The organism is Lentzea alba, from assembly GCF_011067745.1.
Lineage (GTDB): Bacteria > Actinomycetota > Actinomycetes > Mycobacteriales > Pseudonocardiaceae > Lentzea > Lentzea alba.
Window position 1 is genome coordinate 830,142 of record NZ_JAAMPJ010000001.1, and the last position, 20,448, is coordinate 850,589.

Sequence of the window (20,448 nt, forward strand, 5' to 3'; positions counted from 1 at the left end):
GGTCTAACGCGAGGACAACGCAACGACCTGCACTTTCATGCGTCACTGTGCGATACCACCAGGACCGCCGTCATTCGACCGAGGGACCCCCATCGAGTCGATTACTCACAGGCAAATCGGACTCGCGCGGAGTAGTCATATTCCCGGCGCGGGGATCCGGGATGAACCGCCAGGCCTCGCCGTGCCCCCGAAGGTGAGCCAACAGGTGGTCGTCACCGTGCCCCGGTGCGCCGAGGAGCAGGTCAATGGCCTGCGACCAGCAACTTTCCGCCGAGCTGAGATCGTTCTCGACCGCATGGACATGGCCGAGAACGTGCCACGCACGGGCTTGAGCTTTGGGCTGACGACAAAGACTGATCGCTTTTTCCGCCGCATCAGCAGACTGAACAAAAGAACCGCGATCATAAAGAGTCTCGGACATCACCAGGAATGCCTCGCCCATGCCCGACTTGTCACCACTGCGCATATGAGCTTCCAGCGCCCGCTCACTACACCTCAGCGCCTTGTCGCTTTCACCGTGCTCGTGGTAGATCTTGGCCAGTTCCGTGAAAGTCGTACCCTGCCCGCGAGCGTCACCCACTTCTTCCCGAATTGCCAGCGCCTGGATGTGATAGTCCAGGGCGAGGTTGTCCAGCTCCATCTGGTGGTGCGCGTTGGCGAGCTGGTCCAGAGCGCATGCCTCGATGATGCGGGCACCCATTCCGCCGAGAAGTTCGAGCACTTTCTCGTAAATCGCGATGGCAATGCGGGTCTGGCCGGCTTTGAGGTGCACGCTGCCCAAATTCTGCCTGCTCACGACACTCAGTTCCCGATGCCCCAACTCGTCGGCGAGCGCCGCGGCGTCCGAGAGCATCTGCCGCGCCTCGTCATACCGGCCGAGCCAGTGCAGCACGACACCGAGGTTGTTGAGCGTGCCGCACTCCCCCTCTTTGTGGCCTACCTCACGCGCCGAAGACAATGCGATTTCATGACTGATCCTCAAGTCTGTGTAGAATCCGAATCGGTCGTAGGTTTCGTTCATGTTCGCCGCCAGGCGCCAGGCGTGATCATGAAATCCGTGTCGGGCCGCATGCGAAACAGCAGCCGCAAGATTGGTCTGTTCGCGAGCAAACCAATCAAGTGCGGCGCTCATGGTCACGAACTCCAACGCACCATGCCAGGAAATTCCATCCAACATGGGAACTCCGGTACGTTCAGGCGTCACTCGCTGGGCGGCGTTCCACGTTGATGCCAGGTACCAATCGAAGAGTCTGCGGAGAACCAATTCGCGCTGATCGGGAGCTTCCTCCTGGCGCGCCAGATCCATGACATAGCTGTAAACGAGGTCGTGCAACCTGAACCTGCTGGCCGAGATCTGCCGGACCAGGTTCGCCCTCACCAGGATCCGCAGGTGTTCGACGACCACGGACTCGTCCTCGCCCAGAGCGGCGCAGGCGGCCGACGTGTCGAACTCGGGGCCCGGATGCAGTCCCAGGCGGCGGAAGCTCAACGCCACAGCCTCGGGCAACGCCCGGTACGACCAGTTGAACGCGGCGGTCAGCGTCGTGTACTCGTCGTCGCTGTCCGCGGAGTCCAGCAGGCCCAGGCCCTCGTGCTGCCGCAGCTCCTGCGCCAGATCCAGCAACGAGGTGTAGGGCCGGTCCACGGCGTGCTGGGCGATGAGCCGCAGGCAGAGCGGGAGCCCCTGCGCCAGCCGGACCAGGGCGGCCAGGCCTTCGTCCTCGCTCGAGCGGCCCCTTCCCTCCAGTTCGGCCAGCAGCAGGCCGGTGGACTCGTCCGGCGTCAGCGGCGGGACCTCCACCGTCCGCACGCCGTCGCGGATCGTGAGTCCCTTGAGTTCGGCTCTGCTGGTCACCAGGCAGCAGCAGTCGGCCGCCGCGGCGAGGATCGGGCGGACCTGGGTGCTGTCGCGGGCGTTGTCCAGGATCAGGATGATTTTCTTGCCGCTCAACGACCTCCGCAGCCGGACACGTCGTTCGTCGACAGTCAGCTTGTCGAGCGGGACGCCCAGCGACGCCAGCAGGATGGCTATCGCGTCGTCCGGTGCCATCGGTGCCGTGGGGCCGTGGCCGGCCAAGTTGATGAACAGCTGGCCGTCCGGGAAGCGGGACTTCCGGTGGTGGGCCCATCGGGTCGCGAGGCTCGTCTTGCCGGCGGCCGGCATGCCGTGCAGTGCGACGACCTGGCCCTGCGGCGTGGCGAGCAGGTCGTCCAGTTGGACGATGAGCTCCTTGCGGCCGGTGAAGTTGTGGATGTCCCTCTCCAGCTGCTGCGGTGGTTCCGCGTCGATCTTGCCGACGATCGCGGTGCCCGCCTGCTTCTGGAGGACGGACCGGTAGAGCGCACGCATTTCCGGGCCCGGTTCGGCGCCGATCGCGTATTCCAGGCGGCTGCAGAAGTCGGCGTAGAACTCCAGCGCTTTCGAGTACTTGCCCATGCCGTCGAGCGAGCGCATGTAGTGCCGGGCGAACATCTCCTCGGTGTCGTGTTCGTCGACCAAACGGCCGACGGCGCTCATCACTTCGCCGTATTCGCCCAACTGCAGCTGGCTGTCGAACAGCACGTAGTAAGCGGGTAGCCGGTCGAATTGCTCCATCTGGGCACGGCAGTGATCCGACCAGGTTCCGCCGAGATCAGCGAGCGCCTTGCCCTGCCACAATTCCAGTGCTTCCAGAACCAGAGTTTTTGCCAAAAAGTGGTCATCGTTTCCGGAAGCTTGTCTAGCTTTTGTCACCAACTGCCGGAAGCGGTGGAGGTCGACCAGCATCGGATCGAGGTCAAGCCGGTAAGCAGCGCCTTCCTTGTGCAGCCTGCCTCCGGAACCGGACTCGGCGAGCACCTTGCGCAGCCTGCTTATGATGGGGTGCAGTCGTCCTTTTGAGACCGCCAGAGTCTCTCCGCGCCACAGTTCGCTGATGATCAGATCTATGGACACGGGGCGTCCGACGTCGTGGAGCAGCAAAGCCAAAACACCGCGCTGTTTTGCCGTGCCGAGGCGGACACTGTTGCCATCCGTCAGCAAGGACGTCTTCCCGAGGATCTTGAATTCCACCAGCGTCTCACCCCTCGCTGGTAACGCTTGCACTCCAGGGTTCCAGTGTGCCCTTTGCACCGGATTTTCAGCAGGCCGAATGTTCTCAATTGCTCCGAATCGGTGAGGCGGGGACCAGGCATATGGAGGGGGCAAGTTCGCAGCAAGTCGACGGGCAAGTGCGATCCGCATCCTTGATGCCAACGGGGATGACTGCTGTCCGAGGGGGTTTCATGACAGGTGCGGATTGGTTACAGGTGCCGGTCGGGCTGGACGCGCACCAGTGGGTGACGCGCCACGGCTTGCTGAACGTGCTGGTCGTCGTGCACACGGTGACCAGCGGCCAGAGGCTGCTCGAGTTGATCGAGCTGGTGGAACGGGACTCCAGGGTGCAGGTGGCCTTCACCCAGGGGCCGGACGTGTTCAGCAACGGCGTCGACGACTTCCTCCGCAGCACCGGAGGTCTTGTCCTGCCGTGGGAACAGGTGATCCACGAACGGTTCGACCTCGCGGTCGCCGCGGGGTACGGAGGGCTGCAACACCTGCACGCGCCGCTGCTCGTCGTGCCGCACGGGGCCGGCTTCGGCAAGACGCATGCGGGCACGTCCGCCGTCTACGGCCTGGACGCGCAACGGTTGCTGCACAACGGCCGGGTTCTTCCCGACGCCGTCGTGTTGTCGCACGAGGATCAGTTGGAGGTGCTCAAGAACCAGTGCCCACCGGCCGTCGACGTCGCCGTCGTCGCGGGCGATCCCGGCTACGACCGGATGATCGCGAGCCTGCCGCACCGCGACCGTTACCGGGAGGACCTGGGCATCCGGCCGGGAGAGAGCCTCGTCGTGGTCAGCTCGACCTGGGGAGGGCAGTCGCTGTTCGGGCGGTGCGCGGACATCTTTCCCCGCTTGCTGGAGGAGTTGCCGTCGCGGTACCGCGTTGCGGCGCTGATGCATCCGGCGGTGTGGTTCGGCCATGCGCCGCGCCAGATCAGGTCCTGGCTCGCCGACTGCGTGGACGCCGGACTCGTCATGATCGGTCCGCACGTCGACTGGCGGGCTGCCGTCGTGGCCGCCGACATCGTCATCGGTGACCACGGTTCGGTCGCCGTGTACGCCGCGGCGATCGGGAAGCCGGTGCTGCTGGTGGATCCGGGGCTGCAGGCCGTGACGGCGAGTGGATCGGCGCAGGACGTCTTGCGGCACAACGCCGTGATTCACCACCACGAGTCGTCCCTGTCCGGCATGTTCGAGGAGGCGCGGGCACGATCGGAACAGCTGCGGGACGCGGTCGTGGAGAGACTGACATCGCGTCCCGGCCGTTCCACCACCCTGATCAGGGAGGCCATGTACCGGCTTCTGGGTGTTCCGGTGCAAGGAAAACACCGTGCGCCACCACCAGTGACGATCACGCCAGAGGAGTGCCGATGATGATGGCGGTGGCCGACGACGGCCGGACGCTGGACCTGTCCCTCGACGGACCGCTGATGGACTGCGTCACGTGGGACCAGCTCACCGAGTCGGTGACGATCTCGCTGCACGCGTGGTTCACCACCGGCCTCGACCTGAACCTGCTCGTCCGCAACGGCTTGCCCGTGTGGTGCGCACGACACCGCGCCGCCGGCACGGAAAGCCCGTGCGGGCGGCTACAGGTCGTCGCCGGTCCATGAACGCAGACGATCGGACACGACCCTCGCCCTGGAGGATCCCAGCGAGGTGAGGAGGTGGACCGCCTGCTGCAGGTGGTCCACCGCGTTGGCGGTGTCACCACGATGTCGCGCGACTTCCGCGAGCACCTCGTGCGCGTGGGCAAGCCCCTCGTGCGAACCGACGTGACGCATCATGCCCAGTGCCTCTTCGGCCACGTCGTTCGCACGCTCGAAGTCCTGCGCGCGACAGTGCACCCACGCCTGCGCCACGAGCACGCGCGCGCTGTTGTACGGATCCGGCTCGGGCAGCCGGCCGAAGACGGCCTTCGCCTCGGCCAGGTGCGGAAGAGCCTCGGCGGTGCGGCCGAGACGACTCAGCGCCGTGCCGAGATGGATCAGGCTGAGGGCGAGACTCCGGTCCGCGTTCCACGCGCGGTTGAGTTCCACCAGTGCCGTGAACTCCGCGGCTGCTTCGGCCACTCGATCGGTGTCCGCGTAGAGCAGGGCCAAGCCCTCGCGCGCCGCGGCAACGCCGAACTGGTCGTCACTGGCCGCCGCGACCGCCACCGAACCGCGCAGATGCTCCTCCGCCTCGCGGTACCTGCCGAGCGTGGTGCAGACGCGGCCGAGCCGCTTCAGCATGTCGGCCTCGGCGATCGCGTTCCCCCATCGGCGGGCGGCCTCGACACCTCGCAGGTCGATGTCGACCCTGTCGTGATAGTGCTTGTGGTGCAACAACAAGGGCCACAACACGTCCGAAAGCTGCCAGGCGAGGTCCGGCCAACCCCTGCTCAAACTCACCTGCCCCGCCGTGATGAGGTTCGTGCGCTCCAGTTCCAGCCAGGAGAGGGCTTCCTCACGATCGGCGAACCGCGGCTGCTCGGTCGGGCCGGTGTGGAAGGCGTAGTCCAGCCGGCGCCGGTGCGGCGTCACGATCCGGTCGGCCACCATCGCGCCCGCCAGGTACCACTCGAGCACGTGCCGCAGTGCGGAGTCCGTGTCCTCGCTCTGGTCCTGCTTGTCGGCCTGTTGCCTGGCATGGAGCTTCAACAAGTCGTGGAATTTGTAGCGGTCCTCCGCGACCTCTTCGAGCAGGCTGCTGTCGACCAGTTCCTCGATGAGGTGGCGGGCCTCGGCAAGTCCCTGCCCCAGCAACGACGCCGCGACGGCCGGGCCGAACGTCTGGCCAGGATGCAACGCCAGCCGGCGGTAGACGACGGCGGTTCGCTCGTCCAGCGCGCGGTAGGACAGGTCGAACGTCGTCTGGACGGAGAGTTCCCGCGACGGTGACAACATCGCCAGGCGCAACTGCTCGTCGGCCAGTTCGGAGACCACCCGTCCCACCGACCACTTCGGCCGCGCGGCGAGGCGGGCCGCCGCGACCCGCACCGCGATCGGCAGACCACCGCACAGGTCGACCAGAGCCTCGGCACGGTCCTGTTCCTCCGCGATCCGGTTGCCTCCCAGCGTCTTCGCCAGCAACGTGACCGCCGACGAAGCCATCAGCGGGCGGACGTCCAGCAGCCGTCCCCCGTCGACGACCAGATCGGTCAGGCGGGTGCGGCTCGTCACGACCACGGCGCTGGAAGACGAATTCGGCAGCAACGGGCGCACTTGTCTCGCCGAGAACGCGCTGTCCAGCAGGACGAGAAGCGACTTGCCCGCGGTGAGCGAGCGGTACAACGCTGCCTGCTCGGCGAGGTCGGCGGGAACGCGCTGCGGTGCGACGCCAAGACTGCGCAGGAAGAGCCCGAGCGCCTCTTCCGAGCTCATCGGAGTGTCGCCGCTGAACCCGCCCAGGTCCACGTAGATCTGCCCGTCGGGGAAACGGTCGTGCACCCGGTGGGCCCAGTGGAGCGCGAGCGCCGTCTTGCCGATGCCGCCCGGTCCGGCCAGCACCGCGAGCATCCGCTCACCCGGCACGAGCATCGCGTCGAGTTCGGCCAGATCCGACGCGCGATCGGTGAAGTGCGCCGGTGCCGGCAACAACTGCCGCGGGACTGGCACCGTGGTGGAGTCCGAGTGGAGGTGGATGTCGCCGTGGACGGCGCCCGCCTGCACCACGCCACCTTGAACCGAACCCGACATCTCGTTGTGCACGCCCGCGCCCATGGCACCCCCGCTGTGCACTCGCTTCTGCGCAACATGACGACCGTACGACGTTTCGCGCCGAACGTTGCTCAAAACCACCCGTGACGACCAACACGGCGCCGAAATCCCTTGCGCGGCTCGGTACGCTCGGCACGATGATCACCAACTTGAGCAGATCGGGGGTCTCGTTCACAAAAGGTGAGTGCTGATGCACCCCTTGACCGTGAACGGGAACTCCCGACTTCCTTTCTGGGCGCGCGTGCGCGAGTTCGCCGTGTCGCCGTCGATGATCGAGTCCGCGACCGCCCGCCGTGCGGTGGGCGACTGGTCCGGGGCCTGTGCTGCCGCGCGGATCGACGTTGATCTGAATCTGCGTGCGGCTGGGCGCGTCCACGGCCGTGAGTTCGCGGCACAGGTTCGCGCCGATCTCCGACATTTGGCTCCTGACCTGCTGCGCTGGCACTTTCCGAGGATCGGTCCGGACGGCCTGGTGCGGCCGGGCCTCACCGTTTCGCTCGCTCGATATCCGTCCGGGACACAGCTCGTGGCACGGACGCCACCGGCTTGGGCGGATGCGGGTCAGCGGATCAGCCTCGCGCTGTGGGAACCATCGCGGCCGGCGGCCGGGGCGGGCAGGCATCCCCATCCACGGCCCGACCGGCGGTTCCGCCTCGATCTGCACCGGCACCTGTGGGACGCGCGTCGCACCGGCGAGTTGTGGGAACGGTCGGGTGCCGCGCAGTGGTTCGCGGGCGACGATTCCGGCCTGCACAACAGCTGTGCCGTGAACCGGTGGGCGGGTGAGGCGGCGCTGCTGCTCCGTGCGGATGAACGCGCGGAGGGTGCCGTCGTCGTGCGGCTCGGTTCCCGGCAACGGCTCGTGCTGAACCTGGGCGAGGCGGCCGAACCCTCCGGGGGCCGCGCGTTGCCGGTCCTGCCGGACGCGGCGACCTGGGTGCTGCCGGACCTGGAACTGCTGCGCGCGGGGTTGATCGACGCTGATCGGCTGCATCCGCTCGTCGCGGCCGGGCTTCTGCTCGAACCCGGTACATCACGAAGTCCTGACGGATCAGGGAATTCGCGGCTCGTCGAGTGTCGCGGCGGCACGCACCGGATCGGTGTCGTGGACGGGGTGCTCGTCCCGCTGGACCACGCCGCCGACGAGATCCGCCGCGAGGAGCTGCTGGTCGCGTTGGGCGGCACTCCTTTGCCTTGTCTGCAAGCAATTGACGCCGCACACCGGCGCCCGGAAAGCCTTGACGACGTTCGCGCCCATCTGGATCACGGCGCTACCTCCACCGCTCTCGCCATCGTCGAAGGCCTGCTGGGGCCGGACGTGCTGCTGCGCGGTGGGGCGTTGCGCGACGAGTTGGAAACGGCGGTGCAGCGCCGCGTGGCGCACGGGTTGTACCGCGCCGGACTCACCGGAGTCGGGCTTGCTCCATCCACTTCGGACTCGACCAAAAGGTGATCGAACACATGTCTGTTACCGCGCTGGACGTTGCCGATGATCTGCTCGCCCTGCTGCAGAACACGACCACCGAGCCACGGGCCGACACCCAGTTGGAGGCTCTGACGCTGGCCGTGTCCGCCGACCTGCCGGTGTTGTTGTGGGGCGAGCCGGGGATCGGCAAGACCGCGGCCCTCACTCAACTCGCCGAGGAGCTCGAACTGCCGTTGACCACGGTGATCGCGAGCGTGCACGAACCCTCCGACTTCTCCGGACTACCGGTGGTCGGCGATGATCCCGCGACGCAGGGTGTTCCGATGGCCCCGCCCGACTGGGCGGTGCGCCTGGTCCGGGCAGGCCGCGGACTCCTGTTCCTGGACGAGTTGTCCACTGCGCCTCCAGCTGTTCAGGCCGCACTGTTGCGTGTCGTGCTGGAACGGCGCGTCGGCGCCCTCCGGCTTCCGCCGGGTGTGCGGATCGTGGCCGCCGCCAATCCGCGTTCCTCCGCCGCCGACGGCTGGGAGCTGAGTCCGCCGCTGGCCAACCGGTTCGTCCACCTGCAGTGGAAACACGACCACGACGTCGTGGTGCGCGGACTGGGTGGGACGTGGCCGAGGGCGACGCTGCCCCGACTCGCTGCGGAACGGCTGCCCGAAGCCGTGGCGTTCGCTCGCCGGGCGGTGTGCGGGCTCCTGGCGGTTCGGCCTGCGCTCGTGCATCAACTGCCGAAGAACGAAGCTCGCCGCGGCGGACCTTGGCCGTCACCGCGAAGTTGGGAGATGGCATTGCGGCTGACCGCTTTCGCGACCGCGGCGGACGTCTCCCGGGAAGTGCTGTCCGTGCTGGTGCGGGGCGCGGTGGGAGACGGTCCGGGCCTCGAGTTGTTGTCGAGCATGGACCGGATGGATCTGCCCGACCCCGAGGTGCTGCTCGCGGACCCGGCGGCGGCCGTTCTCCCCGAACGCGGTGACCTGCGTCAGGTGGTGCTCGACGGCGTGGTGGCGGCGGTGCGCAAGCGGCCGGAGCAGGCCCGCTGGGACGCGGCGTGGGCGCTGTTGGTGCTGGCCTTGGAAACCGGCGCCCCGGACCTCGTGGTCGTGCCGGCGGCCACGCTCGCCACACTGCGCCGCGACGACTGGCAGGTGCCGGCCGCGATCGAACGGCTGGCCGGTGCGGTGTCGGTGTCGAAGCGAGCGGACCTCGCCGTGGCCGGCACGAGTGCTCGCCGATGAACCTCGACGAGGAGAAGCTGTTCGCTGCCCGGTTGCGCGCGGTCCGGAGCAGGCCGTACTTGGCGACGGCGTTGTTCGCCTTGCACGTGGTGCAATCGCGGCAGGTGCCGACGATGGCCGTGGACCGGCATTGGCGTTGCTACGTGTCCGCGGCGTTCGTGGACCGCACTCCGTTGGAGGAACTGGCCGGGGTCTGGGTCCACGAGGTCTCCCACCTGATCCGCGACCACCACGGACGCAGTGACCGGTACGCGGCGAAGCACGAGCTGACCGGGCCGGGCGAGCGGCTGCGGATGAACATCGCCGCGGACTGCGAGATCAACGACGACGTGTTCGGCGACGGGTTGGTGGCCCCCGCGGGTGCGGTTCAACCGGCCCTGCTCAGGTTGGACGACGGACAACTGATGGAGGACTACCTGGGCCAGTTCCGGCTCGGGCCGTTCACCGACGCGTTCGGCTGGCTGGACTGCGGCAGCGGCGCCGATGGTCTGGACCGGGGATGGGACCTGGGACCCGACGGCGCGCACGGGCTGACCGCGCAGGAACGGGATGCCGTCCGGTTCCGGGTGGCGCAGGGCATCACCGCCAGCCCAGGCGACGTGCCGCAGGGCTGGCGACGGTGGGCCGAGGAGGCGTTCCAGCCGCCGCAGCCGTGGCGGGAGCTGCTCGGAGCGGCGGTCCGCTCGGCTGCTTCCAGCTCAGGGGTGAGCGAGGACTACACCTACGGCCGGCCCTCGCGCAGGTCGGCCGGTCTGCCCGGCGTGATCCTGCCGAGCCTGCGCCGCCGGCCGCCGCGCACCGTCGTCATCGTCGACACCTCCGGGTCAGTGAGCGACGCCGAACTGGGCAGCGCGATCGTCGAGATCGCGGCGATCGTCCGCGCGGTCGGCGGCCGGCGTGATCTCGTCTCGGTGATGTCGTGCGACGCCGCCGCTCATGTCACGCAACCGTTGTGCCAGGCGGAAGGCATCCCACTGGTGGGCGGTGGCGGCACGGATCTGCGTGCCGGCTTCGCCAAGGCTCTGCGCACCAACCCCCGTCCCGACGTCATCGTCGCGCTGACCGACGGCCAGACGCCGTGGCCCGAGGCGCGACCGCCCTGCCGAACGGTGGTGGGGTTGTTTTCCCGGCCATCCCGATGGGACGAGGACGATCCCGACTACGTGCCGGACGCACCACCCGAGTGGGCGCGGGTGGTCTCCATCGGGTCCTCGGCCTGAACAACGCCAGGATGCGCGCCGAGCAGATCCCCCTGTCCCCGACTGCTCGGCGCGCGGGCCGGCCCAGTTCAGTCCTCCAGCCACTGCAGGCCGTAGCTCAGGCCCTGCTGCAGGTCGTGGAACTCCAGCGAGATGTCACCCAGCCGGTCGACGGTCAGGGCGTCGTCGCCCGGCACGAAGTCCTCGTAAGCCTTGGACGGCAGGCCGCTGATGCGCCACACGTGTTTTGGCGCTCTGTTCGCGCCGTAGCGCACGCGGACCGAGAACTCCTCGCACCGGCGCAACGGCGTGAAGACGTAGTACGGGCGCATCCAGTGCCTTGGGTACGTGGTGAACTCGATGCTGTAGTTGTGCGCCTGGCCGAGGGTCAGCGGGGCGGGCAGGCGCACGACGAACCGGGAGTGCGACGACGACACCTGCTCCTCGGCCACGATCTCGCCGCCGTAGACCATCTCGGCGCGAATCTTGAACTCGTCACCGATTTCGGGGTGCCGTGGCGCGCTCATCGAGAGGATCAGTTCGTCCAGGTCGTCGACCGCGGCGATGATGCGGCGTTCCTCGGTCAGCGTCGGCAGGTCCTGGTCCAGCCGGAGGAAGCCGCGCAGCGATTCCACGTACCAGCCGTCCGGGGAGTACGAACCTGATTTCCGGTCGCGCATCCCGGCGTCGTAAAGCAGTTCCGCCAGGATTTTGAACGCGTTGTCGACACGGCGCCGGGCGGTGCGCGGGTCGCGGTCGTAGGTGTTGGCGAGCCAGGCGACGCGCTGGTCGAGGAACTCGCCGGCGGCGTCCGGGTGCAGGCCCAGGGCCACCGTCGCGGCCAGGTGCAGGTCACTCGGCAGCTTCGCGCTGAGCTTGGTCAGCCGGAGGATTATCTTCCGCCTGACCAGTGCGGGGTGGTCGATGTCGGTCACGCCGCACGCGGTGCGCAGCGACAGGCCAACGCGCTCGTGCAGGTCGTCGGCCTTCAGCCCGCGGCCCCTGCGGATCTCCTTGAGCTCGTTGAACATCTGCTGACCCTCCACCGGACCACCACCGCCTCTCTCGCCTTCAGATGAGCAGAACCAACAGACACAAAACAACCTCTGCGATCGAATGACTCTCCATGTTCCACACCCCCTTTCACCTCGGAAAAGAGCAGGGCAGGGCGATGGAGCGACACAAGGATTCCCACCGGTTCCCGATCGGGCCGAACTAGAGAGAAACGAGGAAAAGGCCGAAGAGAAGGCCCGCGATGAACATCAAGACGCCCACCTTCAGCAATGTTCTGATCGACATCCAGAGTGTCATCGCGGTCTCCCCCCTCGGTTCCCTCGAAGACAAGAGTGCCCCGGCCGCTGGGCCGGGGCATCGACGGATGGCAGGGTCGCTACCTGACATTTGGCAGGTAGCCGACGAGGGCGCGCAGCACGTCCGGACGGCCGATCGTCACGCGGGCCCGGGAGCTCGTGACGATGCCGCGGTCCCGCAGCACCGCGAACGCCCTGGCGACGGACCGCGGTGAGGCGTCGACCTGGCTCGCCACGTCCTGCTGGCTGAGCTTGATGCGCAACCTGATGCCGTTGTCCGTCAATATCCCGTGCAGGTCCACCAGCCGCAACAGGCAAGCGGCGACCCGTCGGGTCACGTCGAGCGACGCGAAGAGCGCCCTCTCCTCGCTCAGTTCGACCAGACGCCCGGCGAGTTGCTTGATCATCGCCATCGAGATGGCCGGCTGGGTGTGCAGCAGGTCGACGAACTGTTCGCGGAGCAGTTGCGCGACCGTCACCTCCTCCAGCGCGCGCACGCTGGCCGTGCGGTCCGAGCCGTGCACGGCGGCGAGGTCCCCGACGACGTCACCGGGGCCGCGGAACGCCAGCAGCAGATCGCGTCCGTCGTCGGTGGAGAGCGACACGCGCACCCACCCGCTCATCAGCACGAACACGTGGTCCGTGGGATCCCCTTGGCGCAGAAGCACTTCGTCGGCGGAGAACGCGCGCCGAACCCCTGCGTCCGTCACGACCTCGCGGTCGCCGGCGGACAGGTGGTCGAAGATCGACCCCGGAACCCACGGCCGGATCATCAGGCCCCCTTGACCTTCTGCTCGTCGAGCCACGCGCCCGCGTCGGTGGTCCACCGGGACACGGGGGTCACACATCCAGTGGGTCCAGGCAAGCAGGTGTTCACGTTCCACAGCAAGAAGAACAGGAACACCAACGCGATCACGAAAAGTTTCGGCCGTTGCAGAACCCGTCCGAGGACGTGCACCACACCGGAGGTCGACGACTGCAGCCTGGTCAACGTCCAGGTGACCATTAACTCGGGCAGCAGGACCAGCACCATCAGCGTGTCCAGCAACGCCTGGTGGAGCAGCTCGACGAGCCAGCCGGACAACGGCAGCCCGCCGAGCGCGTCAGTCGTCGTCATCGTCGTCCCCGTAGTCCGGGGGCAGGTCGAGGAGGATCTCCGCGGTGATCGGCACCGACGAGATCTGCTCCGCCGTCATCCGCGGCCGTGCCGGTGGCGGCGCCGCGATCGGAAGCCCGCCCGAGGGCGCGGGCAGGCCGAGGGACGCCCTCGACAGCTGGTTGGCGATGACGGACGACGCCTGGCTCATGATGCTCTGCACGTCGCCGTGGGTGACCAACCCGTTGTCCAGCAAGGAGCTCAGCAGCTCCTTCGCCGTCTCGAAGTCCAGCCGGTCGCGCTGCATGAACAGCGCCAGCACGTTGTTGACCTCCGCCGGGCTGCTCGCGAGCTGCAGCGCCACCAGCGATTCCTGGCCGCCTTCGAGCGCCCGGTGGTAGAAGTCCATCCGCCGCTGGGTGAGGCGCAGCTGGTGGTCGGCCTCGGCACGTTCCAGCGCCTGCCGGTTCGTCTCCTGTGCCCTCGTCAGCTCGGCGTTCTGCTGGATGGAGGTGGACTGGCGGACGTACTGCTGTGCGCTCCACTCGTGCCGTTTGCGGTTCTGCAGCTCTTCGAGCGCGGGGCCGTCCAGCGACAACGACACCGAACAGTGCACCAGCAGAACGCCCTGCGGGAGCATCAACGGGCCCTGGTCGGAGAAGTACCGGAGCATGGCCCGTTCCGCGGCCGGCCGTTCCTCGATGGCGTAGGAGTTGCTGATCTCGCGCAACGTCTGCCGCAGGTAGGGCGCGAGCACGTGGCCCGCCTCGGCCAGCCTGGTCTTCACCGCCTCGCACGGGTCACCGATCCGCCACCGCGCCGTCACCTCGGCGTGGAACGGGAACGCGTCCTCCTGTGCGGGCAGGTCGAGCGCGAGGGTGTACGGGTGCACGGAGGTGTCCACCAGGTAGACCGAGCGCGGCCGGTTGATCGTGATCTCACCGGCGGTCAGCGGCCGGTCCGACTGGTAGAGCTGGCCGCGCCGGTCCAGGTAGACGGTGGCGCGTTCGCCGCCCGGCATCGGGCGGTCGCGGAACAGGTCGCTGCGGCTCGGCTCCAGCTTGGTGATCAGCGGCTGGGCGGCGGGGTTCTGGTGTGGCTGGTTCACGGAAGGTTTTCCTCACGATCGAGTACGGCGATCAGCTCGACGACGGCTTCGATCGGGCCGTTGCGGCCCTTCGCCCAGCGGATCAGGTTGTGACGCAGGGACGCCCGGTTCCCGGCGACCCTGGCGACGTCGACGAGCAGCGCGCCCAACGGCTCGCGTTGCGCCTCATCGCGCTGGGCGACGTTCACCCAGCGCCGGACGACCTCGTAGGTCTCCGGCAGGAAGAACTGGGCCTGGATCGCGCGGGCGATCAACGTCACGACGGCGTCCCGGTGTTCGCCCTCCGCGACCCGCAGCAGGCCGGGCCACGGTTCCGCGCTGCCCTCGACCTCCGCTTCGAGGAAGGTGCACAGCTGGAGCACGCAGTTCAGCCCGACCGTGCGGACCTGCAGCGACCGGGCGACCGTCCACTTCAGCAACGCCTCCAGCACCAGACCCAGCCGGTCGAGGTCGAGCGCCAGGTTGGTGATCGAGTCGGCGAGCGCGATGATCATCGCGGGCTCGTCGGTGTCCGCCGCCTTGCGCAACAGCTTGAGCACCCGCGGCAGTTCCATGATCGGCAACGTGCCGAGGACGGCGACCGCCGCGATCCGGCGACCGGTCGCCTTCTCGCCCCGCAACCACCAGGTGAGCATGCGGTTGATCAACGGCTGGAGCTGCGGCTCCATCATCGGCAACCGCAACGCGCCGATCACGGCCTGACGTTCCCAGTTGTGGCGTTCGTCGGCCCACGGTTCCAGCACGTACTGACGGACGTGGTCGAACTCCGCGAGGCTCAGCAACCCCACCGCGACACCCGCACGGGTGCGCACCTGCCGGTCGGGCGAACCGCCCAGGACGCGCAGCCACTCGCGCACCACCTGATGCGCCTCGGGGTACTCGCGCCAGACGTGTTCGAGCATCCGGCGCGGCCTGCGCCGGTCGCGGTACCGGACGACCTCGACGGTCAGGCTGCCGAGATCGCTCTCCTCCACCGACGTGGTGATCTCGGCGTGCACCCGTTCGACGAGGCTCATCCGGCGCGCGGCGAACACGTCGCGCACCCGCGCCCGCCGATCCGGTATCTCGGCCGCCTGGAACGCTTTCGCGAGTTTGGTCGCGTTCTCCGACACGACCTGGACCGGCATGCCGTCGAACACCGCGAGGCTGATCGCGAACGCGCGTTCCTCGTTGTCGGCCAGCCCGTCGAACCACTCGCGGAACCCCGACTCCGCGCTGCGCGTGTAGCTCTGCCGCAGATCCTCCACGTCCCGCTGGCCCAGCACGATCTGCGACAGGCCGCGGCCGAACTCGGCCAGGTCGTGAGCACGCGGAGTGGCGTTGACGACCTCCTCGACCAGTTCGCCGAACTCGGGGTAGTCGCCGAGTTCCTGGTCGGGCTTGCCGGACACCTTGAGCTGCACCTGGAAGTGGCTCGCCACCAACGCCCGGCCGTCCGCGAGCTGCGCGGTGTCGACGAGGAAGTGCGCGAGCTCGTGCTCGCGCATCGCCGTGCCCGCGTCGACCAGCACGATCATGCGGGCCCGTGCGTTCTCCAGCTGCCGCTGCCACAACCCGAGCGTGTACTCGTTCAGCGCGGCCGCCTGGTCGACCTCCAGCGACTCGAGCAGGTACCCGTGGTCGTCGGCGAGATCGAGCGCGCCGGACGGGGACCGCAGGCTCGTGTCCGGGCTCAGCTTGTCGACGCCCTCGGCGCACTCGCTGCCCAACAGGTGCAGCGCGGTCGCCGTGCGTCCCGAACCGGCCGGCCCCCGCAGCAGCACGATCCACTGGCTGCGCAGCCGTTCCCGCAACGCCTCGTAGCTCGCCGGCGCGACGAAGGTGGCGGTGACCGACCGGATCACCTCGGCCGAGATCGGGCCGCTGGGCACCGCCCGGTGGGTCCCGCCACCGGGCTGGCCGAGCGCGCCCGCGTCGACGAGGCCGATCGAGCTGTTCAGGAAGATGTTGCCGATCGAGCGGTCACCGAGGATCGCGGCGACGGCGTGGTCCAGCGCGCGGGCGTCCTGGGACAGCTTGCGGGCGTTGCGCGGGTCGGAGGCGTTCCGCTTGGCGTCGGGCGGTTCCTCTTCTCCGCGCGCCTTGTTCGGCTGCTCTTCCTTCTTCTCCTGCTTCTCGGCCTTCTCGGCCTCGGGTTTCGCCTCCGCTTCCGGGGCGGGCGGCGGATCCGGCTTCGGGTCGGGTTTCGGCTCGACCGGGTCCGCGGGCTTTCCCTGGTCCGCGTCACTCATGGGCGCCTCCGGGGTAGTTCCGCGCGTCGATCTTCCCGATTCGCCCGGCCTGGATGACGTTGCCGATGTTGTTGCCGCTGAAGTCGTTGCGGAAGCCCGAGTCGTCGCTCTTGCCGGTCTTGCACGCGGACGGCTCCGGCGTGACGACGGGCGGGTTCTGGTAGCCGGGCACCCATGCCCAGGCGACGCCGTTCTTGAGCTCGCCGAACTTCTCCCGCGGGAGCTTGCCGTAGCCGTGCTTGACCACGGTGCTGTACACGTGATCGGAGACGATCACGATGGCCTGCGCCCGTTGCGCCGCGCCGAGCGTCGCCTTCGCCTCGGGGAGGTCGCAGACGCGGAACGTCCGGGTCAGCTCCTCGCTGCTCCAGCCGCGGGCGTCGCGGTGCACGAATCCACAGTGGACCGCGATGCGCAGCCGCAGCCACGTTTCCGACTCGATCGTCGCGTTGTAGCGGGCCAGCTCGTCGACCAGCGTCTGGGCCATCGGCGTCACTTCGAGCACACCCGCGTCGGCGATGAGCAGCACGCCGTCACCCCTGTCCTCGGTGACGCACTTGCCGTCGAGCAGCCCGGCGTTCTCCCTCGCCTTGTGCAGCATCGAGTAGAGCGCCCGGCGCAGCACCGGCAGCTCCTCGTTCTCCCGGTCGCTGGACTTCTCGATGTCCACCACCAGGAACGTCCTGGTGACCGGCTCGTTCATGTTGATTCCTCTCACGGCAACACTCCTCGTGCGCAGACGTGGTCGAGCACAACGGCGATCCCGTGCCGCACCACGGCTTCGCGCACGAGGCGGTAGCCACCGCCGTAGACCGGATCGGGGTTCTCCAGCGCGGACCGCCGCAAGGTGTCGGCGAACGGCGTGCGCTGACGTTTGAGCCAAGCGCCGGCGAACAGCTCGCAGACGCCCTCTTCCAGGGTTTGGTCGAGGTTGACCGCACCGCGCTGGGCGAGCCACGCGTGGCCGATCTCGTGCACGACCGTCGCGCAGAAGTGGGTCTCGGTGAGACCGCCGGCGATCTCGATGCCGAGCACGTCCGTCACCGCGGTGTCCACCCAGACGCGTTGCAGCGTGCGGCCGAGGCACAACGACCGCGTGTCGGGGTTCATCACGTCGGGGTCGACCAGCGTGACGCGAACCCGTTGCGGCAGCTCGATTCCGAGCGCCACCATGTCCGCGCGCACCCGCGGGATGTGTTTCCTGGCCTGTTGCTGTGTGTCCACGGCAACGCTCACGCAGGTCGGGCAGCGCACGGTCGTGGAAGTGAACCGTGCCCAGTTCCGTTCATCGGCGTGACGCGGCCGCACGCACAGCGCGCATCTGTCCAGGACCTGGTGCGTGACGCAGGTCGCCTCTCCGTGCAACGAGATCTCGTAGCTGGCCATCGGCGGCAGGCCGCAGACCGTGCAGGACGTCATGTGGCCTGCACCCACCTCTTGGTCTTCGGGTCGCGCTTCCAGCCGGGCGTGGACGTGGCCGGGGGCGGCGGAGCGGGCGCGCTCTGCCGCCGGACCACGGGCTGCAGGCCGTCGAAGAAACGGCCCCAGTCCTGCGCGGTCGGCCGGTCTGCCGGACGGTGGCTCAACGACGCGCGCAGCAACGTCCTGCCCTCCGGCGCCAGCACCGCGTTGGCCCTGGCCGGGTCGCGCGACACGGACGCCATCGCGCCGGGACCGAGGCAGCGCAACACGAACAGGCCGAACTTGTAGAGGTCCGTGGCCTGGGTGAGCGTGTCCTCCGGCGGTTCCCAGTCCGGAGCGTTGAGCTGCTTGACGACCGCGGCGGCGCCCTTGATCCGGATGGCGTCGCAGTCGACGATCATCACGCTCGGCCGGGCGTCGAGCCGGAACACCGCGTTCTTCGCGTTGATGTCACCGATTACGAGATCGTTGCGGTGCAACAGGTGCAACGCCGCGGCGAAGTCGCGGCACACGAGCAGCCGCTGGGCCGTCGTCGGTGCCGGCATGCCGAGCCGCAGCGCGCGGTCCGGGTCGATGAAGAGGTGCTGCACCTCCCGCAGGCTGCGGGTGGGTCGGCCGCTCGGCAGGTACCTGTCCTCGAAGAACTGGCCGGGGATGAGCGGCATCAGCACACCGCTCACCGCCCCGGCCTGTTCCACGATCCGCACCGGCCACACGGCGAGCCGATCAAGCCGTTGCCGGGTCGCGACGTCCATCCGCAGCCGTCGCGAGACCACGGCGCTCAACCCGTGCGGTGGCACGTGGCCGGGCTTGTACTGCTTGTACACCAACGGTCCGGCCACGTCGTCGAGCGTGATGGCCGGTGCCAGGAAGACCCTCCCCTGGCCGCCCACGCCGAGCTGCTCACCGAGCGGGCCCAGCGCGGACAGACCGATGGTGTGCGTGCTCACCGCTGGCTCACCGGCCAGACCGCGACCACCGTGCGGTCGTCGTCGAAGCTCTTGCGCGCGAAGCCGATCTGCGCCGCGAACTCCACTCCGGACGCGGGCGGGCGCGCCCAGACGTCCGCGAGGAACCGGCCGACCGGGCCCGTGCCCTGCCCGAGCGGGTCACCGATGCCGTCGGTCATCAGCACCAACGCCTCACCCGCGCGGATCGTCGTCCGCACCGGCACCGGATCGGTGGCGGGCGGCAGCGGCAAGGCGTGCACGCTCGCCGAGAACACCTCGGCGCCGTCGTTCTTGACGGCCTCCTGCGGTTCCCACCGGCCACCCTCGCGCAGCACCCACGCCGAGGTGTCGCCCACCGTCACGACGTGGGCGGTGTGCGCCCCGTCGACGGCCCGCAGGTCGACGACGGCGTACAGCACCGTCGTCGCGAGCTTGTGCGCGACGTCGCGCAGATCGCACTTCTCGGCGTCGATGTCCTCCCGGCCCCGCAACAACTTCCGGCCGTACTTCTCGATCTGCGTGGCGACGCCGCGGACGAACTGGCCCCACTGCAGGTCCGCCGGTTCCGTGCGGTCGAGCAGGCCGGTGAGCCACTTCGTGCCCCACCGCGTGACGAGCATCGCCGCCTTGTGCGACAGCTCGCCGGAGGAGACGCCGTCCGCAACGCAGATGACCAGGTACCGGCCGTCCGCGGTGCGGCGGAACCCGTACTCGTCCTGGCGCACCCGCCCGTAGGCCCGGTGCGCCAGCCCGCGCACGCTCGCCGCCCGCACCTCGACGAGCCGCGTCCGCCCGTCGCGCAACGCGAACGCGTCGAGCACCGTGTCCTTGCGGTCCCACGCGGTCTCGTCCGGCAGTGGCACCACACCCGCGGCGGCCCGGCCGGGGTCGCCGACCACGAACGGTTCGACGTACCCCTGCCACTTCGCCTCCGTCCCCGGCTGCACCGGGGTGGTCTCGGGCGTCGCCATCACACGAAGTCGTCCGACGAGTGGGCGCTGATGCCCGCCGGCAGGTCCTGCTTGGCCGGCAGGATCATGCCGGAGCTGCCCTGCGCCATGCTCTGCCCGGACGCGAGCATGCTGGAGATGAGGATCTCCGCGATGGCCGCGATCGCGTCCGCCGGGTTCTGTCCCTGTTCCATCAGGTACATCTGCATCTGCTTCGGCCCGGTCGCCGGGTGGATCAGCGACGCGAGCACCTTCGGGTTCGCCTGGTCCACGCCGCACGGCACGAAGTTGGGGTAGGTCGCGAAGCCGGTCAGCTCCCCGAACGCCGTGCGCCACTCGTGTTCGGGGTCCGTCGGCTCGCCGTCGCTGATGAAGAACACGGCGGGCCGGTGCACGAGGTACCCGTCGGCCTTGAGCTGCTTGACGTTGATCTCGATCTCGGACCTGAGCACCCGGAACGCCGCCGCGTACGAGGTGGCGCCGCGGATCGTCAGCGGCGGCAACGAGCTGTGCTCGTCGAGCACGTCGCACAACGGCAGGCGCACCTGGGCGTCCGAGCCGAAGTCGATCACGCAGAACCTCACCTTGTCCGCGAGGATCGGCGCCTGGGCAAGGGCGTCGACGACCTGCGGCATGATCTGGTTCGCCTCGTCGAGCTTCCGGCCCGACATCGACGCCGAGACGTCGATGAGGACGTAGAAGGGCAGGATCTTGGCTTTCTCGCTCTCCACGAGGA

Annotated in this window: 17 protein-coding genes; 5 read left to right on the forward strand and 12 right to left on the reverse strand. The window is 68.5% G+C overall.

The genetic code is table 11. The annotated features are described in order from the left end of the window. Window positions 1–70: 70 nt before the first annotated feature. On the reverse strand, window positions 71–3,052 hold the full coding sequence (locus G7043_RS03925; protein WP_166043913.1) for an AfsR/SARP family transcriptional regulator: 2,982 nt from the start codon (window positions 3,050–3,052) through the stop codon (window positions 71–73). Between the two features lie 212 nt (window positions 3,053–3,264). Between G7043_RS03925 and G7043_RS03930 the strand changes: the two genes are divergently transcribed. Then, window positions 3,265–4,455, forward strand: coding sequence for a hypothetical protein (locus G7043_RS03930; RefSeq protein WP_166043916.1), 1,191 nt, complete (start codon window positions 3,265–3,267; stop codon window positions 4,453–4,455). Continuing rightward, window positions 4,452–4,694, forward strand: coding sequence for a hypothetical protein (locus G7043_RS03935; RefSeq protein WP_166043918.1), 243 nt, complete (start codon window positions 4,452–4,454; stop codon window positions 4,692–4,694). Before G7043_RS03930 ends, G7043_RS03935 begins: the two co-directional genes overlap by 4 nt. Here G7043_RS03935 and G7043_RS03940 read toward each other — a convergent pair. Next, window positions 4,671–6,785 (reverse strand): tetratricopeptide repeat protein, encoded by a 2,115-nt coding sequence (locus G7043_RS03940; protein ID WP_207310550.1) that lies wholly within the window; start codon window positions 6,783–6,785, stop codon window positions 4,671–4,673. The two genes, G7043_RS03935 and G7043_RS03940, sit on opposite strands and share 24 nt — an antisense overlap. A gap of 187 nt (window positions 6,786–6,972) precedes the next feature. Between G7043_RS03940 and G7043_RS03945 the strand changes: the two genes are divergently transcribed. From G7043_RS03945 to G7043_RS03955, 3 genes are read left to right on the forward strand one after another with little or no spacing between them, the layout of a single operon-like run. Further along, window positions 6,973–8,235 (forward strand): hypothetical protein, encoded by a 1,263-nt coding sequence (locus tag G7043_RS03945; RefSeq protein WP_207310551.1) that lies wholly within the window; start codon window positions 6,973–6,975, stop codon window positions 8,233–8,235. Between the two features lie 8 nt (window positions 8,236–8,243). After that, window positions 8,244–9,446, forward strand: a complete 1,203-nt coding sequence (locus tag G7043_RS03950) for an AAA family ATPase (RefSeq protein WP_166043924.1) — start codon at window positions 8,244–8,246, stop codon at window positions 9,444–9,446. Further along, window positions 9,443–10,666 (forward strand): vWA domain-containing protein, encoded by a 1,224-nt coding sequence (locus G7043_RS03955; RefSeq protein WP_166043926.1) that lies wholly within the window; start codon window positions 9,443–9,445, stop codon window positions 10,664–10,666. The genes G7043_RS03950 and G7043_RS03955 overlap by 4 nt, the downstream gene beginning before the upstream one ends. 68 nt (window positions 10,667–10,734) lie before the next feature. Here G7043_RS03955 and G7043_RS03960 read toward each other — a convergent pair whose 3' ends face one another. The 10 genes from G7043_RS03960 to G7043_RS04005 form a co-directional block, all read right to left on the reverse strand. Continuing rightward, window positions 10,735–11,691, reverse strand: a complete 957-nt coding sequence (locus tag G7043_RS03960; RefSeq protein WP_313887686.1) for a hypothetical protein — start codon at window positions 11,689–11,691, stop codon at window positions 10,735–10,737. Between the two features lie 344 nt (window positions 11,692–12,035). Then, window positions 12,036–12,728: a Crp/Fnr family transcriptional regulator gene (locus G7043_RS03965; protein WP_166043928.1), complete on the reverse strand. Its 693-nt coding sequence runs from the start codon at window positions 12,726–12,728 to the stop codon at window positions 12,036–12,038. Next, window positions 12,728–13,072: a hypothetical protein gene (locus G7043_RS03970; RefSeq protein ID WP_166043930.1), complete on the reverse strand. Its 345-nt coding sequence runs from the start codon at window positions 13,070–13,072 to the stop codon at window positions 12,728–12,730. The genes G7043_RS03965 and G7043_RS03970 overlap by 1 nt, the downstream gene beginning before the upstream one ends. Then, window positions 13,059–14,159, reverse strand: a complete 1,101-nt coding sequence (locus tag G7043_RS03975; protein ID WP_166043932.1) for an SPFH domain-containing protein — start codon at window positions 14,157–14,159, stop codon at window positions 13,059–13,061. Before G7043_RS03975 ends, G7043_RS03970 begins: the two co-directional genes overlap by 14 nt. After that, window positions 14,156–16,390 carry a hypothetical protein gene (locus G7043_RS03980; RefSeq protein ID WP_166043934.1) on the reverse strand — a complete coding sequence of 745 codons (2,235 nt, stop codon included), beginning with the start codon at window positions 16,388–16,390 and terminating at the stop codon, window positions 14,156–14,158. The genes G7043_RS03975 and G7043_RS03980 overlap by 4 nt, the downstream gene beginning before the upstream one ends. Continuing rightward, window positions 16,383–17,108: a hypothetical protein gene (locus tag G7043_RS03985; protein WP_166043936.1), complete on the reverse strand. Its 726-nt coding sequence runs from the start codon at window positions 17,106–17,108 to the stop codon at window positions 16,383–16,385. Before G7043_RS03985 ends, G7043_RS03980 begins: the two co-directional genes overlap by 8 nt. Next, a complete protein-coding gene (locus tag G7043_RS03990) occupies window positions 17,105–17,809 on the reverse strand; it encodes a protein DA1 (protein WP_166043938.1) in 705 nt (234 codons plus the stop codon). The genes G7043_RS03985 and G7043_RS03990 overlap by 4 nt, the downstream gene beginning before the upstream one ends. Further along, window positions 17,806–18,762 carry a hypothetical protein gene (locus G7043_RS03995; RefSeq protein ID WP_166043940.1) on the reverse strand — a complete coding sequence of 319 codons (957 nt, stop codon included), beginning with the start codon at window positions 18,760–18,762 and terminating at the stop codon, window positions 17,806–17,808. Before G7043_RS03995 ends, G7043_RS03990 begins: the two co-directional genes overlap by 4 nt. Continuing rightward, window positions 18,759–19,733, reverse strand: a complete 975-nt coding sequence (locus G7043_RS04000; protein WP_166043942.1) for a protein phosphatase 2C domain-containing protein — start codon at window positions 19,731–19,733, stop codon at window positions 18,759–18,761. Before G7043_RS04000 ends, G7043_RS03995 begins: the two co-directional genes overlap by 4 nt. After that, on the reverse strand, window positions 19,733–20,443 hold the full coding sequence (locus G7043_RS04005; protein ID WP_166043944.1) for a vWA domain-containing protein: 711 nt from the start codon (window positions 20,441–20,443) through the stop codon (window positions 19,733–19,735). Before G7043_RS04005 ends, G7043_RS04000 begins: the two co-directional genes overlap by 1 nt. Between the last annotated feature and the right edge of the window lie 5 nt (window positions 20,444–20,448).